The 16,169-nt window shown below is 74.3% G+C and carries 15 protein-coding genes and 1 pseudogene; 6 read left to right on the top strand and 10 right to left on the bottom strand.

Annotated elements, in window-relative coordinates; genetic code table 11:
- The first annotated feature begins 169 nt into the window (after window positions 1-169).
- Together ACTVZO_RS29785 and ACTVZO_RS29780 are read left to right on the top strand one after the other, a co-directional pair.
- Entirely contained in the window at window positions 170-760 is a 591-nt protein-coding gene (locus ACTVZO_RS29785) for a GNAT family N-acetyltransferase (protein WP_443301250.1), read from the top strand.
- A gap of 74 nt (window positions 761-834) precedes the next feature.
- Window positions 835-1,590 (top strand): Clp protease N-terminal domain-containing protein, encoded by a 756-nt coding sequence (locus ACTVZO_RS29780; protein WP_443301249.1) that lies wholly within the window; start codon window positions 835-837, stop codon window positions 1,588-1,590.
- Here ACTVZO_RS29780 and ACTVZO_RS29775 read toward each other — a convergent pair.
- Entirely contained in the window at window positions 1,544-2,632 is a 1,089-nt protein-coding gene (locus ACTVZO_RS29775) for an AI-2E family transporter (protein ID WP_443303306.1), read from the bottom strand. The genes ACTVZO_RS29780 and ACTVZO_RS29775 overlap by 47 nt on opposite strands.
- 306 nt (window positions 2,633-2,938) lie before the next feature.
- Entirely contained in the window at window positions 2,939-3,133 is a 195-nt protein-coding gene (locus ACTVZO_RS29770) for a DUF3046 domain-containing protein (RefSeq protein ID WP_384215959.1), read from the bottom strand.
- 81 nt (window positions 3,134-3,214) lie between these two features.
- Between ACTVZO_RS29770 and ACTVZO_RS29765 the strand changes: the two genes are divergently transcribed.
- Entirely contained in the window at window positions 3,215-4,171 is a 957-nt protein-coding gene (locus ACTVZO_RS29765; RefSeq protein WP_443301248.1) for a hypothetical protein, read from the top strand.
- Here the strand turns inward: ACTVZO_RS29765 and ACTVZO_RS29760 are convergent.
- The 3 genes from ACTVZO_RS29760 to ACTVZO_RS29750 all read right to left on the bottom strand — a co-directional run bounded on the left by ACTVZO_RS29760 (window position 4,140) and on the right by ACTVZO_RS29750 (window position 6,080).
- Window positions 4,140-4,448, bottom strand: coding sequence for an AzlD domain-containing protein (locus tag ACTVZO_RS29760; protein WP_443301247.1), 309 nt, complete (start codon window positions 4,446-4,448; stop codon window positions 4,140-4,142). The two genes, ACTVZO_RS29765 and ACTVZO_RS29760, sit on opposite strands and share 32 nt — an antisense overlap.
- Entirely contained in the window at window positions 4,445-5,152 is a 708-nt protein-coding gene (locus tag ACTVZO_RS29755) for an AzlC family ABC transporter permease (RefSeq protein WP_443301246.1), read from the bottom strand. The genes ACTVZO_RS29760 and ACTVZO_RS29755 overlap by 4 nt, the downstream gene beginning before the upstream one ends.
- Before the next feature lie 85 nt (window positions 5,153-5,237).
- Window positions 5,238-6,080, bottom strand: coding sequence for an AraC family transcriptional regulator (locus tag ACTVZO_RS29750; RefSeq protein WP_443301245.1), 843 nt, complete (start codon window positions 6,078-6,080; stop codon window positions 5,238-5,240).
- Between the two features lie 80 nt (window positions 6,081-6,160).
- Between ACTVZO_RS29750 and ACTVZO_RS29745 the strand changes: the two genes are divergently transcribed.
- From ACTVZO_RS29745 to ACTVZO_RS29735, 3 genes and pseudogenes are all read left to right on the top strand, one after another.
- Window positions 6,161-10,750: an ATP-dependent helicase gene (locus ACTVZO_RS29745; protein WP_443301244.1), complete on the top strand. Its 4,590-nt coding sequence runs from the start codon at window positions 6,161-6,163 to the stop codon at window positions 10,748-10,750.
- Between the two features lie 70 nt (window positions 10,751-10,820).
- Window positions 10,821-11,615, top strand: a pseudogene (locus ACTVZO_RS29740) (Fpg/Nei family DNA glycosylase).
- A gap of 36 nt (window positions 11,616-11,651) precedes the next feature.
- The gene (locus ACTVZO_RS29735) at window positions 11,652-12,416 is read left to right on the top strand and encodes an SDR family NAD(P)-dependent oxidoreductase (protein ID WP_443301243.1); all 765 of its coding nucleotides are present in this window, start codon (window positions 11,652-11,654) and stop codon (window positions 12,414-12,416) included.
- Here the strand turns inward: ACTVZO_RS29735 and ACTVZO_RS29730 are convergent.
- From ACTVZO_RS29730 to rimO, 5 genes are all read right to left on the bottom strand, one after another.
- On the bottom strand, window positions 12,364-12,612 hold the full coding sequence (locus tag ACTVZO_RS29730; protein WP_443301242.1) for a hypothetical protein: 249 nt from the start codon (window positions 12,610-12,612) through the stop codon (window positions 12,364-12,366). The genes ACTVZO_RS29735 and ACTVZO_RS29730 overlap by 53 nt on opposite strands.
- 215 nt (window positions 12,613-12,827) lie before the next feature.
- The gene (locus tag ACTVZO_RS29725) at window positions 12,828-13,208 is read right to left on the bottom strand and encodes a helix-turn-helix domain-containing protein (RefSeq protein WP_069922226.1); all 381 of its coding nucleotides are present in this window, start codon (window positions 13,206-13,208) and stop codon (window positions 12,828-12,830) included.
- 109 nt (window positions 13,209-13,317) lie between these two features.
- A complete protein-coding gene (locus ACTVZO_RS29720; protein ID WP_443303305.1) occupies window positions 13,318-13,818 on the bottom strand; it encodes a CinA family protein in 501 nt (166 codons plus the stop codon).
- Between the two features lie 62 nt (window positions 13,819-13,880).
- Window positions 13,881-14,537, bottom strand: coding sequence for a CDP-diacylglycerol--glycerol-3-phosphate 3-phosphatidyltransferase (gene pgsA / locus ACTVZO_RS29715; protein ID WP_443301241.1), 657 nt, complete (start codon window positions 14,535-14,537; stop codon window positions 13,881-13,883).
- Complete coding sequence (gene rimO / locus ACTVZO_RS29710) at window positions 14,534-16,042, bottom strand: 30S ribosomal protein S12 methylthiotransferase RimO (RefSeq protein WP_443301240.1); 1,509 nt, start codon at window positions 16,040-16,042, stop codon at window positions 14,534-14,536. Before rimO ends, pgsA begins: the two co-directional genes overlap by 4 nt.
- Window positions 16,043-16,169: the final 127 nt, after the last annotated feature.

Raw genomic sequence — 16,169 nt, 5'->3', positions numbered from 1 at the left:
CAATGCGCCTCCACGACCGGTACGGCTGTGGATAACTCATCAGAATGGATGTTCGATTTCCCTGTCAAGCGCACCACGCCGCCACCCGGCCCGGGCGGCCGGCCGCAGCGCCGGGGGCGGGCGTGCCATCGTGGACATGCGGTCGGACGGCCGCGGGAAGGGGGCGGCCATGGCCCTCGAAGTGCGCCCGGCGTCGGTCTTCGGGGACGTCCGGACCCTGGTCGGCCCGAAGTCACCCGGGGCCAACGTCTGCTGGTGCCTGAGCTACCGGATCCCCTCCGCGCTCAACAACGAGCTCCGCGGACCGGCCCGCGGCGAGTACGTCGCCGGGCTGTGCCGCGGCGAGCCCCCGCCGGGCGTGATCGCCTACGACGGCGACGAGCCCGTCGGCTGGGCCGCCGTCGCGCCGCGCGCGGACACCTCCTTCGCGCACAGCCGCAGGATCCCGCACGTCGACGACCTGCCGGTCTGGTCCCTGTGGTGCGTCCGCGTCCGCCCGGGCCACCGCAAGCAGGGGATCTCGCACGCCCTGATCGCCGGCGCGGTCGAGTTCGCCCGCGCCCACGGCGCACCGGCGGTCGAGGCCTACCCGCTCGACAACGGCGGCGCCGAGGTCGACCTGACGATGGCGTACGCCGGGCTCCGGAAGAACTTCGAGCGCGCCGGCTTCACCCACGCCGCCGACACCTCCTCCGTACTGGCCGGCCACCCCCGCGTCCTGATGCGGCTCGACCTGCGCGGCGTCCCGGCCTCGCCGTAGCGGTCACGCCACACCCCTCCCGATTGACAACCACGGGTTGACAGTCCGCCGACTGTCAACCTACGGTTGCGCCCATGACGAACCCTTCCGTGGAACCAGTTCGCATGACCAATCCGGTACGCCTCGACGACCTCATCGAGGCCATCAAGAAGGTCCACACGGACACCCTGGAACAGCTCAGCGGCGCCGTCGTCGCCGCCGAGGCCCTGGGTGACGTCGCCGACCACCTCATCGGCCACTTCGTGGACCAGGCCCGCCGCTCCGGCGCCTCCTGGACCGACATCGGCCGCAGCATGGGAGTCACCCGGCAGGCCGCCCAGAAGCGCTTCGTGCCCAAGGCCGACAAGGAGGGCGAACCCAGCCTCGACCCCAGCCAGGGCTTCGGCCGGTTCACCCCCCGCGCCCGCAACGTCGTGGTGGTCGCGCAGAACGAGGCCCGCGCCGCCGGCAACACCGAGATCCGCACCGAGCACCTCGTCCTCGGCCTGCTCTCCGAGCCCGAGGGCCTCGCGGCGCTCGCCCTGACCGCCCAGGGGGTCGCGGCCGACGCCGTACGCGCCGCGGCCACCGCCGCCCTGCCCCCGGCGGCGGCCGACGTCCCCGACCTCGTCCCCTTCGACGCCTCCGCCAAGAAGGCCCTGGAGCTCACCTTCCGCGAAGCCCTGCGCCTGGGCCACGGCTACGTGGGCACGGAGCACCTGCTCCTCGCGCTCCTGGAGCTGGAGCACGGCGAGGGCCTGCTGAGCGGCCTCGGGGCGGACAAGGACGCCGTCGAGGCCGCCGTCACCGAAGCCTTGGCAGCCGTACTCGGCGGCGAGGCCGGGAAGTAGAGGCGTCGGCGTCCCGCGTCAGCTCGTACTTCTTGACGTACGCGCCAAGGAAGGCCTGGAGCGTGGCGATGGCCGGGATCGCGATGAGCGCCCCGACCGCGCCCAGGAGGGCGGTGCCCGCGACGACCGATCCGAAGGCGACCGCCGGATGGATGTCCACGGTCTTCGAGGTCAGCTTCGGCTGCAGGACGTAGTTCTCGAACTGCTGGTAGACGACAACGAACCCGAGGACGTACAGCGCGTACCAGGGGTCGACGGCGAAGGCGATCAGGATCGGCAGCGCGCCCGCGAGATAGGTGCCGATGGTGGGGATGAACTGGGAGACCAGCCCCACCCACACGGCGAGCGCGGGCGCGTACGGCACCCCGAGGATCACCAGCAGGATGTAGTGCGCGATCCCGGAGATCAGCGCCATCAGTCCGCGCGAGTAGAGGTAGCCGCCCGTCTTGGCGACGGCGATCTCCCAGGCGCGCAGCACCTCGGCCTGCTTGGCGGGCGGCAGTACGGAGCACAGGGCGCGCCGCAGCCGCGGGCCGTCGGCGGCGAAGTAGAACGAGAACAGTCCGATCGTCAGCAGCTTGAACAGTCCGCCGAGCACGGTGGCGGACACGTCGAGCACGCCGGTCGCGCTGTTCTGCACGTACTTCCGCAGCCAGTCGGAGCGCAGCATGCTGTCCTGGATCTCCAGCCGGGACAGGTCGGTGTGGAAGGTGTGATTGATCGAGTTGATCACCCGGTCGAGATAGCCCGGGAAGCCTTCCACCATCTCGATGATCTGCCCGGCGAGCATCGAGCCGAGCAGCGTGAGGAAGCCCGCGGCCGCGATGAAGACCGCGAGGAACACCAGGAAGGTGGCGATCCCGCGGCGCATGCCGCGGGCCGCCATCCGCGACACCGCGGGTTCGATCGCGAGCGCGAGGAAGAACGCGATCAGGATGTTGACGAGCAGCCCGATCAACTGGTGGAAGGCCCAGCTGCCGAGCTGGAAGCAGGCGACGAGGGCCAGTACGAGGATCACGGCGCGCGGCAGCCAGCGCGGCATCCGCGCCTCGTCCCGGCCGGGGGGCGCGGCGGCCGGCGGGCTCCCGGACCCGGTCGTCCCGGCGCCGCCGGCGGGCGCGGCCCCGGCCGTCCCGGTGGGGCCGACGGGCGGTATTCCGGAGCCGGCGGGCTCGGCCTGCGAGGCGGGCTCGGCCGGCGGCGGCTGCGTCACGCCGTGGGCGTCTGCGGGCTGATCGGGTGTCGTCTCATCACTGGCTGCCACACTGCCAAGTCTGTCCCACCGGCGGCCCGCACCACGAAGCGGTGCCCACGCGCGCGGCGCGTGGCTCCCCGTCCCAGCCGGGCGTCAGCGCAGCGAGGCCGGCACGTCCACCGCCGAACAGACCGCGCGCCACACGTCCTTGGCCTCCCAGCCGGCGTCCAGCGCCTGGTGGACCGTCCGGCCGCCCAGCTCCGCCATGACGTGGTCCCGCGCGAAGGAGTCGGCGTACCCCGCTCCGAAGTGCTCGGCCATCCGCTCCCAGAAAATCGTCAACCGCATGCCTCCAGTATCCCGCCCCGGGAGAGTGCACCGGCCGCGTTCGGCCCTCCCCGGCGCCGTGCCGCGTCCTACGTTGCACGCATGTCTGGAGACGAAGCTTCCGCGCCGACCCCGCTGGCCCGCGCCGAGCAGTTCATCTGGCTCACGGCGCGCGTGCTGGAGCAGCGGCGGTTCGCGTTCCACTTCCTCGGAGGAGACGCCGACCCGGTGGACACCGCCCTCGGCTCCTACCTCAACGGCGACGGCGGCTACGGGCACGCCCTCGATCCGGATCTGCGCGGTCCGCTCAGCCACCCCCTGCACACCGCGCACGCCCTGCGCGTGCTGGACAGCCTCGGCCGCTGCGCCGGGCAGCGCATCGAGCGGCTCTGCCGCCACCTGACCGGGGTCTCCACCGCCGAGGGCGCCCTCCCGGTGGTCTCGCCGGCCCCGCGCGGCTACCCGGCCGCCCCGTACCACCCGGCGTACGACGACCCCCCGGGCGAGCTGCTGACCACGGGCCCGGTCGTCGGCCTGCTGCACCGCAACCGGGTCTGGCACGCCTGGCTCTTCCGGGCCACGGACTTCTGCTGGGACCGGATCGAGAACCTGCGCCACTCGCATCCGTACGAGGTCCAGAGCGCGGTGGCCTTCCTCGACGGCGCCCCCGACCGGGCCCGGGCCACGGCGGCCGCGGACCGCCTGGGGCGGCTGGTGCGCGAGCAGGACCTCGTGGTCCTCGACCCGTGGCGCCGCTCGCAGCACCCGCTGCCCCCCGGCTACGCGCCGGGCGAGCACCTGTACGCGTACGACTTCGCGCGCCGCCCGGAGTCACCGGCCCGGAGCTGGTTCACCGACCGGGAGATGGCCCGGGCGCTGGACTTCCTGGCCGCCGAGCAGCAGGCGGACGGCGGCTGGCCGGTGCGCCGCCGGGCCTGGGCGCCGGGCAGCTCGCTGGAGCGGCGGCCGATCGCCACGCTGGAGGCCCTGCTGACGCTGCGCGCGTACGGGCGCCTGCCGGCCGGGGTCAGCCCCCGAGGGCCCGTACCCCCGCGGTGACGACGACGGCGGCCGCGACCACGAGCAGGAAGGGCGCGCGCAGCAGCAGGGCGAGCCCGGCGGCCGCGAGCCCGGCGGCCCGGGCGTCGACGACGAGCGCGCTGCCGGTGCTGAAGGTCTGCTGGGCGGTGAGCGCCGCGAGCAGCGCCACGGGCAGCAGGGCGGCCAGCCGGCGCACGAGCGGCCGTTCCAGGACCCCGGCGGGCACGAGCAGTCCGGCGAGCTTGACGGCGTAGCAGCCGACGACGGTCAGTCCGATGGCGATCCAGACGGTCATGAGCGGCGTCCCTTCATCCACAGCACGGCGGGCGCGGCGAGCGCGGCGATCAGGACGGGCACCCCGGCGGGCAGCACGGGCAGGAAGGCCAGCCCGAGGACGAGCGCGAGGGCGGCGACGGCCCGCTCGGTGCCGGTCTTGAGCATCGGCGCGAGGAGGGCGAGGAACACGGCGGGCCCGGCGGCGTCCAGACCCCACGCGGCGGTGTCGCCGATGGCCTCCGCCCCGAGCGCGCCGAGCAGGGTCGTGAGGTTCCACAGGACGTAGAGGGTGAGCCCGGTGACGGTGAAGCCGAGCCGGGCGGACCTGCGGTCCGGCTGCGCGAGCGCGACGGCGGTGGTCTCGTCGATCACCCAGTGCGCGGCGAGTGGCCGGACGGCGCGCGGCAGTGCGAGCAACTGGGACAGCCGCAGCCCGTAGAAGGCGTTGCGCGTCCCGAGGAAGAAGGCCCCGGCGGCGGCGGTGAACGGGTTGCCGCCGGCCGCCAGCGCCCCGACCAGCGCGAACTGCGAGGCGCCGGTGAAGACGAGCAGGCTCAGCACGCACGCCTGAAGGACGCTGACGCCGGCTCCCGCGGCGGTGACGCCGAACGCGAACCCGGACAGTCCGACGGCCACCCCCACCCCGAGAGCGTCGCGCACGACGGCTGCGCGCGGCCGCCCGGATCCCCCCGGGTCCTCCCGCGTCTCGTCCTCTGTGATCATCCGCTGTTCTCCCACGCCCCGAAGCTATGCGGGGTCCGGACCGGCGGTCTTGTACGTTCTTGCGCGCGCCCGGGGACCCGCGCCCTCAGGCCCGGCCCGCCGCCCGCCCCCGCCGGTACGCGCCCGGCGGGACCCCGACGATCCGGGTGAAGTGCCGGTTCAGGTGCGGCTGGTCGCTGAAGCCGACGGTGACGGCCGCTTCCGCGGGCGGGGTCCCCGCGTCGAGCAGCCGGCGCGCCCGCCGGACCCGGGCGTCGGTCAGCCAGGTGTGCGGCGGCATCCCGAACCGCTCCCGGAAGGCCCTCAGCAGGGCGAACGGGCTCGTCCCCAGCTCGGCCGCGAGCTGCTCCAGCGACGGCGGATCGGCCATCCGCTCCTCCAGCACGGCCCGGGCCCGTTCGGCGTCGGCGGCGCCCGCGCGGCGAGCCGTACGGGCGGGCAGCGGGCCCGCGTGGCGGCTGAGCATCCGCGCCACCACGCCCCGCAGCAGCGTGTCGGCGGCCAGTGCGTTCCCGGCCTCGGCTGCCCGGTGCACCTCGGCGATCACCCGGGAGCCCTGCGCGTCGGCGACCATGTCGGCGGTGAACCCCGGAGTCCCGCGCAGCGTGCCGATCTCGGCGGCGACCTCGGTGATCAGGCCGCGGGAGGGGTAGAGGGTGGCGTAGGCCCAGCCCTCGGGAACCCCGGCGCGCGCGGTGTGCGCCACCTCGGGGTTGATCAGGACCACGCTGCCCGGCCCGGCCCGTACGGTGCCGCCCGGCAGGCCGATCTCCTCGATGCCGCCGGTGACGGCCGCGATGACGTATCCGTCGTGGGCGTGGCGCGGGAAGGTGTGGCGTACGTAGTGGGCGCGCAGCAGGTCCAGCCCGGGCAGTTCCGGGTACTGCCAGTGCCGGGCCCATTCCCGGCGCCCCTCGTCCGTCCCCATCACCCCATTCTGCGCCCGTCGGGCGAGGGGCGTTCGCGCAGGTCCGGCCCGTTGTCAGTGCCGGGGTGCACGATGGGGGCATGTCCGGCTCCGCGCTCGCCTCGTTCTCCCCCGCGACCCGCTCCTGGTTCACGGGGGCCTTCCGTACGCCCACCTCCGCGCAGGAGGGTGCCTGGCGGGCGATCGGGCAGGGCTCCGACGTGCTGGTGGTGGCGCCCACCGGTTCGGGCAAGACGCTGGCCGCCTTCCTGGCCGCCCTGGACCGGCTGGCCTCTTCCCCGCCCCCGGCCGAGGCGAGGAAGCGCTGCCGCGTGCTGTACGTGTCGCCGCTGAAGGCCCTGGCCGTGGACGTGGAGCGCAACCTGCGCAGTCCGCTGACGGGGATCCGGCAGGAGTCCGTACGCCTCGGCCTGCCCGAGCCGGAGATCCGGGTCGGGATCCGCTCGGGCGACACCCCGCCCGCCGAGCGCCGGGCGCTGGCCACCCGCCCGCCGGACATCCTCATCACCACGCCCGAGTCGCTGTTCCTGATGCTGACCTCGGCCGCCCGGGACGCCCTGGCGGGGATCGAGACCGTGATCCTGGACGAGGTGCACGCCGTGGCCGGGACCAAGCGCGGCGCCCACCTCGCCCTGTCCCTGGAGCGGCTGGACGAGCTGCTGCCGCGCCCGGCGCGCCGGATCGGGCTGTCGGCGACGGTCCGGCCGGTGGACGAGGTGGCCCAGTACCTCACGCCGCGCGGCCGGGTGGAGATCGTGCAGCCGCCGTCGGCCAAGGAGTTCGACCTGTCGGTGGTCGTCCCGGTGCAGGACATGGGCGAGTTGGGGGGCTCCCCGGCCACCGAGGGCCGCGAGGGCGGGGACAAGCCGTCCATCTGGCCGCATGTGGAGGAGCGGATCGCGGATCTGGTGCAGGCGCACCGCTCCACGATCGTGTTCGCCAACTCCCGGCGCCTGGCCGAGCGGCTGTGCAACCGGCTCAACGAGATCGCGTACGAGCGCGCCTTGGGCGAGCGGCTCCCCGAGGGCGCTCCCCCGGCGGAGGTGATGGCCCAGTCCGGCGCCGCCCTCGGCGCGCCCCCGCTCATGGCCCGCGCGCACCACGGCTCGGTGTCCAAGGAGCAGCGGGCGCTCGTGGAAGAGGATCTGAAGGCGGGCCGGCTGCCCGCCGTGGTCGCCACCTCCAGCCTGGAGCTGGGCATCGACATGGGCGCGGTGGACCTGGTGGTGCAGGTGGAGTCCCCGCCCTCGGTGGCCTCCGGGCTCCAGCGGGTGGGCCGCGCCGGGCACCAGGTGGGGGCGGTCTCCACCGGGGTGGTCTTCCCCAAGTACCGGGGCGACCTGGTGCAGGCGGCCGTGGTCACCGAGCGGATGCGCACCGGTTCCATCGAGTCCCTGCGCGTCCCGTCGAACCCCCTGGACGTCCTGGCGCAGCAGCTGGTCGCGATGGTGGCGATGGACACCTGGCAGCTGGACGACCTGCTCGCGCTGGTCCGCCGGGCGGCGCCCTTCGCCGCGCTGCCGGAATCGGCGTTCACGGCGGTGCTGGACATGCTGGCGGGCCGCTACCCCTCGGACGCGTTCGCGGAGCTCAGACCGCGGGTGGTGTGGGACCGCGTGGCCGGGACGGTCACCGGCCGGCCGGGCGCCCAGCGCCTCGCGGTCACCTCCGGCGGCACCATCCCCGACCGCGGCCTCTTCGGTGTGTTCCTCGCCGGATCCGACCCCAAGAAGGGCGGCGGCCGGGTCGGGGAGCTCGACGAGGAGATGGTCTACGAGTCCCGGGTGGGGGACGTGTTCACCCTCGGCACCACCTCGTGGCGGATCGAGGACATCACCCGGGACCGGGTCCTGGTGACCCCGGCGCCCGGCGTGCCGGGCCGGCTGCCGTTCTGGAAGGGCGACCAGCTCGGCCGCCCGCTCGAACTGGGGCGCGCGGTCGGCGCGTTCCTCCGCGAGCTGAGCGGCCTGGGCGACGAGGGCGCCCGGCTGCGGCTGCTGGCGGCCGGGCTGGACGCGTGGGCCGCGGAGAACGTGCTGGCGTACCTCGCCGAGCAGCGCGAGGCCTGCGGTCACGTGCCCGACGACCGGACCATCGTGGTCGAGCGGTTCCGCGACGAGCTCGGCGACTGGCGGGTCGTCGTCCACTCCCCGTTCGGCGCCCAGGTGCACGCGCCGTGGGCGCTGGCGCTGGGCGCCCGGCTCGCCGAGAAGTACGGCATGGACGCGCAGGTCATGCACGCCGACGACGGGATCGTGCTGCGCCTGCCGGACGCCGACCTGCTCTCGATGGACCTGCTGGACCACGACCCCACCGCACCGGCGCCGTTCGAGTTCGACGACGAGCAGGCCCCGCTCGGCGCGGCCGACGTCGCCTTCGACCGGGGTGACGTCACCCAGCTGGTGACCGACCAGGTCGGCGGCTCGGCTCTGTTCGCCTCCCGGTTCCGCGAGTGCGCGGCCCGCGCCCTGCTGCTGCCGCGGCGCAGCCCCGGCAAGCGCACCCCGCTGTGGCAGCAGCGCCAGCGCGCCTCGCAACTGCTCCAGGTGGCCTCGGAGTTCGGCTCGTTCCCGATCGTGCTGGAAGCCGTGCGCGAATGCCTCCAGGACGTCTTCGACGTGCCCGGCCTCACGGAGCTGATGGGCGACATCGAGGCCCGCCGGGTCCGCCTGGTCGAGGTCACCACCCCCGAGCCCTCGCCGTTCGCCCGTTCCCTCCTGTTCGGCTACGTCGCCCAGTTCCTCTACGAGGGCGACTCGCCCCTGGCCGAGCGCAGGGCGGCCGCGCTGTCGCTGGACTCCCGGCTGCTGGCCGAGCTGCTGGGCCAGGCGGAGCTGCGCGAACTGCTCGACGCGGAGGTCCTGGAGGAGCTGGAGCGGGAGCTGCAGTGGCTCACCGAGGACCGGCGCGCCAAGGACGCCGAGTCGGTGGCCGACCTGCTGCGCCTGCTGGGCCCGCTGACCGAGACCGAGCTCGCCGGGCGCGGGGCGTCGCCCGACTGGGCGGCCGGGCTGGCCGCGGCGCGCCGGGCCATCCGGGTCCGGATCGGCGGTGCGGACCACTGGGCGGCGATCGAGGACGCGGGCCGGCTGCGCGACGCCCTGGGCACGGCGCTGCCCGTCGGCGTCCCGGAGGCCTTCACCGAGCCGGTCAAGGATCCGCTGGGGGACCTGCTCGCCCGGTACGCCCGCACCCACGGGCCGTTCACCACGGCCGCCGTCGCCGCCCGCTTCGGACTGGGCCCGGCGGTCACCGAGGGCGCCCTGCACCGGCTGGCGGCGGCCGGGCGGGTGGTCGAGGGCGAGTTCCATCCGGCGGGCATCGGCCAGGAGTGGTGCGACGCGACGGTGCTGCGCAGGCTCCGCCGCCGGTCGCTGGCGGCGCTGCGCCAGGAGCTGGAGCCGGTCCCGCCGGCCTCGCTGGCCACGTTCCTGCCGCAGTGGCAGCACCTGGGCGGCGCCCTGCGCGGCATCGACGGCCTGGCCCGGGCCGTGGAGCAGCTCCAGGGGGCCCCGGTCCCGGCCTCGGCTCTGGAGCGCCTGATCCTCCCGTCCCGGGTCAGCGGCTACTCCCCCGGCCTGCTGGACGAGCTGACCACGGCGGGCGAGGTGGTCTGGGCGGGCGCCGGAGCCCTCCCGGGCAAGGACGGCTGGGTCTCCCTGTACCTGGCGGACGCGGCTCCGCTGCTGCTGCCCCCGCCGCACCCCCTGGAGCTCGGACCGCTCCACCAGGCGGTGCTGGAGTGCCTCTCGGGCGGGTACGGCCTGTTCTTCCGCCAGATCGCCGAGTCCGTGCGGGCCGCGGTCCCGGAGACCTCCGACGTCGCGCTGTCGGAGGCGGTGTGGGACCTGGCCTGGTCGGGCCGGCTCACCAATGACACCCTGGGCCCGCTGCGGGCCCTGCTCGGCTCGGGCCGCACGGCGGGTTCGACGGCCCACCGGGCCCGGCGCACGGTCCCGCGCGGGCGGTACGGCACGCTCAGCGCGACCGTGTCCCGTACGGGCCCGCCCACGGTCTCGGGCCGCTGGTCCCTCCTGCCGTCCCAGGCCCCCGACCCGACGCACCGGGCCCACGCGCTCGCCAGGACCCTGCTGGACCGGCACGGGGTGGTGACCCGGGGCGCGGTCGCCGCGGAGGGCGTGGAGGGCGGGTTCAGCGCGGTCTACCGCGTCCTGTCGGCGTTCGAGGACAGCGGCCAGGCCCGCCGGGGCTATGTGGTCGAGGGGCTCGGCGCGGCCCAGTTCGCGATGGACGGCGCGGTGGACCGGCTGCGGGCCGCCGAGCGGACCCCGCCCCCGCTGGCGGCGGTGGTCCTGGCGGCCGCGGATCCGGCGAACGCGTACGGCGCGGCGCTGCCCTGGCCGGAGCCCCCGGCCGGGGCCACGCACAAGCCGGGCCGCAAGGCGGGCTCCCTGGTGGTCCTGGTCGACGGCGAGCTCACCCTGTACCTGGAGCGCGGCGGCAAGACCCTCCTCGCCTGGCCGGAGGCGGGCGATCCCCGTCTGGAGGCGGCCGTCGGGGCGCTGGCCGCGGCCGCCCGCGCGGGCACGCTCCCGGCCCTGACCGTGGAGCGGATCAACGCGTCCCCGTCCCTGACCTCGCCGCTGGGCCGGTCCCTGGAGGAAGCCGGGTTCCACGCCACCCCGAGGGGGCTACGGCTGCGCAACTGAACGGCCGAGGGGCTCGTGCCGGGCGCGGGCATGCGGGATCCGCGCCCGCCCCCGGCGGGACAATGGCCCCATGCCCGAAGGAGACAGCGTCCACCGCGCCGCGGCCCGCCTCCACCGTGCCCTCGCCGGCTAGCCCCTCACCCGCAGCGACCTGCGCGTCCCCCGCTTCGCCACGGCCGACCTCACCGGCCGCACCACCCTCGACGTCACCCCGCGCGGCAAGCACCTCCTCGCCCGCTTCGAGGGCGGCCTCACCCTGCACAGCCACCTGCGCATGGACGGCGCCTGGCACGTCTTCCCCGCGGGCGCGAAGTGGCACGGCGGGCCCTCGTACGAGATCCGCGCGGTCCTCGGCACCGCCGACGACACCGCCGTCGGCTACCGCCTGCCCGTCCTGGAACTGATCCGCACCGCCGACGAGGACCGGGCCGTGGGCCACCTCGGCCCCGACCTGCTCGGCCCGGACTGGGATCCGGACCGGGCCGCCGCCAACCTCCTCGCCGCCCCCGGCCGCCCGCTCGGCGAGGCCCTGCTCGACCAGCGCAACCTCGCCGGGGTCGGCAACATCTACAAGGCCGAGCTCTGCTTCCTCGCCGGGGTCACCCCCTGGACCCCGGTCGGCGCGCTCCCGCAGGCCAGGCTGCCCCGCCTCGCCGCCGCCGCCCACCGCCTGCTGGCCGCGAACACCGGCGACCGGACCGGCCCCCGCAACACCACCGGCAGCCACCGCCGGGGCCAGGACCTCTTCGTGTACGGCCGCACCCACCGCCCCTGCCTGCGCTGCGGCACCCCGGTCCGCGAAGCCCCGCAGGACGGCCGCCCCACCTACTGGTGCCCCCGGTGCCAATCCGGCCCGACCAGCTAGTTGACGGGCCGTCAGATCCGCTCGTACGGTCCCGGCATGCCCACAGCCTCGTACGACCTCACCGGCCGCACCGCCCTGATCACCGGCGCGGCGAGCGGCATCGGCCGCGCCACCGCCGTCCTGCTCGCCGGGGAGGGCGCACACGTGCACTGCGCGGACCGCGACGAACAGGGGCTCGCCGAGACGGCCGCCCTCGTGGCCAAGGCCGGCGGCGCCGCCACCGTCCACGCCCTCGACGTCACCGACCGGACCGCCCTGAAGGCCGCGGTCTCCGCCGCCGGCCCGCTCGACATCGCCGCGGCCATCGCCGGGGTCATGCACACCAGCAGCGTCCTGGAGACCGCCGACGAGGACCTCGACCGGATCCTGGACATCAACTTCAAGGGGGTCCTGCGCACCTGCCAGGAAGCCGCCCGCTCCATGATCGCGGCGGGCCGTCCCGGCTCGATCGTCACGATGGCCTCCGGGGCCGTGGACGCCGCCCAGTCCGGCCTGCTCTGCTACAGCGCGGCCAAGGCCGCCGTGGTCCAGCTGACCAAGACGCTCGCCACCGAGGCCGGACCGCACGGCATACGGGTCAACGCCGTCGCCCCGGGCTGGATCCGCACCCCGATGACCGGCCGGCACGGCACCGAGGTCCAGGACCAGACCGAGGCGGTGATGGTCCGCATGTCCCCACTGCGCCGGGCCGGCGAGCCCGAGGACATCGCCCAGGCCGTGCTCTACCTGGCCTCGGACGCCTCGTCCTTCATGACGGGCCAGATCCTGCGCCCGAACGGTGGAGTGTCGATGCCCTGGTAGGGCCTGCCGCCCCGGCGGCCTTGCGCCGCACCGGGCCGGGAACGCAGTGCACCGGGAGCAGCCCCAGTCCCCAGCCCCCGACGGCCACCGCACCCTCCACCGGCCCGGACTCCGCCGGGGCCAGGGCCAGCCGCAGCACGGCCCACCACCACAGCACGCCCACCGCCAACGCGAAGGCTGTCAGCAACGGCCGCACGGCTACCTCCAAGGGGCCGGAGCCCGGACCGCACCATCCTCCCTCACCCGCCCCCGGCCCGCACCCAGAACGGCCCGCACCCGCCCGCCGCCCGCCGCCCGCACCCGGAACGGCCCGCACACGGCACGGCGCGGCCCCACAACGGCCGGGAGCCCCGGCCGGTGCCTTGGGCACCGGCCGGGGCTCCGGCCACACTCACACGCTCACGTGCTCGCTCACGCGGCTACGACATTCACCGCTTCCGCAGGCGCCTTGATGGTCACCCGCTCCGGTCCGGCCGTGACCGAAGCCATGGAGACCGAATTGAGCATCGGGCGGACCGGTACGCTCACCGGTTCGCTTGCCGCGGCCGACTGTGCCAGCTCGGCCAGCGACAGTTCGTCACTGACTTCGCGCATCAGCTCGGACATCCGTACGTCCAACGCGTCGCAGATCGCGGAGAGCAGCTCGGAGGATGCCTCCTTCTGCCCCCGCTCCACCTCGGAGAGATAGCCGAGCGAAACTCGGGCCGACGAGGAGACTTCGCGCAGAGTACGGCCCTGGCGCTGGCGCTGCCGACGCAGCACGTCACCCAGCAGGCGACGGAGCAGAATCATCGGTGGCTCCCTCCTCTGACCGTGTAGCCGCATCCTTCACGCCCCACCGTACCGCCTCGCGCCGCGGCCGTGCGGGGAGCGATGTCGTGTTCACTCAGGGCTGCAAACATCAAATCCCCCCGTTCTGTTCCGTATCCTGCCCCCGCGCATTCTCACGGAGTTGGCTTGAGAGAAGTTCGAGCACTGTCCGTGCACTCTCCCTACGAATTTCCGCACGGGAGCCGTTCAACCTCAGCCGGGCCGTTTTCCTGACGTCCGGACCCGACATGGCGACGAAAACGGTGCCCACCGGCTGCCCGTCCTGCGGGTCGGGGCCGGCCACTCCGGTGGTCGCGATTCCCCACGAAGCGCCCATCACGCCCCGTACTCCGGCCGCCATCTCGGCCGCGACCTGCGCGTTCACCGCGCCTTCGGCCGCCAGCAGCGCGGCGTCCACGCCCAGCACCCGGTGCTTGAGCTCCGTGGCGTACGCCGTGACCGAGCCGCGGAAGGACCGCGAGGCTCCGGGAACGGCGGTGATCTCGGCGGCCACCAGGCCGCCGGTCAGGGATTCGGCCACGGCGAGCGTCTGGTCACGCTCCGCGAGCAGCCGCAACACCTCTGCGGCCACCCGGGCCCCGTGGGCCGCTCCGGACGCGTCCGCCGCCTCCGGAGGATCCCCCGCCGTCTCCGTCACCTGGCGGCCCGCTCCGCCTCGATGCCCTTGCGGCGCAGGACGACCGCCTGCCGGATGTAGTCCAAACCGGTGACCACGGTCAGCACGACGGCGACGGTCATCACCCAGAAGCGCAAGGTCGCCAGCGGTCCGGTCAGCGCGAGCACGTACATGCCCACGGCCGTGCCCTGCGCCAGGGTCTTCAGCTTGCCGCCCCGGCTGGCCGGAATCACTCCGTAGCGGATCACCCAGAAGCGCAGGAGCGTGATGCCGAGCTCGCGGCCGAGGATCACCCCGGTCACCCACCACGGCAGGTCGCCCAGCCACGAGAGGCAGATCAGCGCCGACCCCATGATCGCCTTGTCGGCGATGGGGTCGGCGATCTTGCCGAAGTCGGTGACCAGGTTGTACGTACGGGCCAGGTGCCCGTCGAAGATGTCCGTGATCATGGCGACGGCGAACGCCGCCCACGCCCAGGCCCGCCACGCCGGGTCGTACCCGCCCTCGGCGAGCAGCAGGAAGACGAAGCCCGGCACCAGCACGAGCCGGATCATCGTCAGGATGTTGGCGATGTTCCACAGGCTGGCCTGATTGACCGCCGCGGCTCCCAGCTTCGCGCCGGGCGCGGGCCGGCGGCCGGTCCCGCCCGCCGCAGATGCCGGGACTCCGGTCATCCGGCCGCCTCCTCAAGATCCGCGCCCAGGGGCTCGGCCACCAGGTCGACACCCAGGGTGCCGACCACCTTCGCCGTGACGATACGCCCGGGGACCAGACCGGCGCCGTCCGTGAAGACGACCTGCCCGTCGGTCTCGGGTGCCTGGTGGGCGGCGCGCCCGTAGGCGCCCTCGCCGTCCTCCGCCTCGTCGAGCGGGACGACGGTCTCGACGAGCACCTCCAGCGTCTCTCCGATCCGCTCCTCCGCGCGCTGCGAGGTGAGCTCCTCGGCGAGCCGCTGCATGTGGGCGAGCCGCTCGGCGATGGTCTCCTCGTCCAGCTTGCCGTCGTACGTGACGGCCTCGGTGCCGTCCTCGTCGGAGTAGCCGAAGACGCCGATGGCGTCGAGGCGCGCGTGGGTGAGGAAACGCTCCAGCTCGGCGAAGTCCGACTCCTTCTCGCCGGGGAAGCCGACGATGAAGTTGGACCGCACGCCGGCCTGCGGGGCCTTGGAACGGATGGTGTCGAGCAGCTCCAGGAACCGGTCGGTGTCACCGAAGCGGCGCATGGAGCGCAGCACGTCGGGGGCCGAGTGCTGGAAGGACAGGTCGAAGTACGGCACGACCTTGGGGGTCGAGGTCAGTACGTCGATCAGGCCGGGCCGCATCTCGGCGGGCTGGAGGTAGCTCACGCGGACGCGCTCGATGCCGTCGACCTCGGCCAGCTCGGGCAGCAGGGTCTCCAGCAGGCGGATGTCGCCGAGGTCCTTGCCGTACGAGGTGTTGTTCTCGGAGACCAGCATGATCTCCTTGACGCCCTGCTCCGCGAGCCAGCGGGTCTCACCGAGCACATCGCTGGGGCGGCGGGAGATGAAGGAGCCGCGGAAGGACGGGATGGCGCAGAAGGAGCAGCGCCGGTCGCAGCCGGAGGCCAGCTTGACCGAGGCGACGGGGCTCTTGTCCAGGCGGCGGCGCAGCGGGGCGCGCGGCCCGGAGGCGGGCGCGAGCCCGTCCGGCAGGTCGGCGGGGGCCTCGGCCGGCTCCTCGGCGGGCGCCGCCTGCGCGTGGCCCGGGAGGGCCACCTCGGCGGCCTGGCGCTGCGCCGGGCTGATCGGCAGCAGCTTGCGCCGGTCGCGCGGGGTGTGGGAGGCGTGGATGCCGCCGTTGAGGATGGTCTGCAGGCGGTCCGAGATGTCGGCGTAGTCGTCGAACCCGAGCACACCGTCCGCCTCGGGGAGCGCTTCGGCGAGCTCCTTGCCGTAGCGCTCGGCCATACAGCCGACGGCGACGACGGCCTGCGTCTTGCCGTGATCCTTCAGATCATTGGCTTCGAGCAGGGCGTCTACGGAGTCCTTTTTGGCGGCTTCGACGAAGCCGCAGGTGTTGACGACGGCTACGTCCGCGTCGGCGGCGTCCTCGACGAGCTCCCAGCCATCCGCCGCCAAGCGGCCTGCGAGCTCCTCCGAGTCCACCTCGTTACGGGCGCAGCCAAGAGTGACAAGGGCGACGGTACGGCGTTCGGGCATGGACTCAAGACTACTTCGTCCCGGCGGCGGCACCCGCCTCACGCCCCCCACAGCAAGATCCCCGGGGTGCTGCGGCAGGTGCCGCGCAGCTCCCCGGGGATCCGGATCAAAGCGTTCCGCCCTAGGG

The sequence above is a fragment of the Streptomyces sp. IBSNAI002 genome (assembly GCF_052244475.1).
GTDB lineage: Bacteria > Actinomycetota > Actinomycetes > Streptomycetales > Streptomycetaceae > Streptomyces.
Note: the sequence above shows the minus strand (reverse complement) of the source record. Positions and strands in the feature narration are given on the sequence as shown.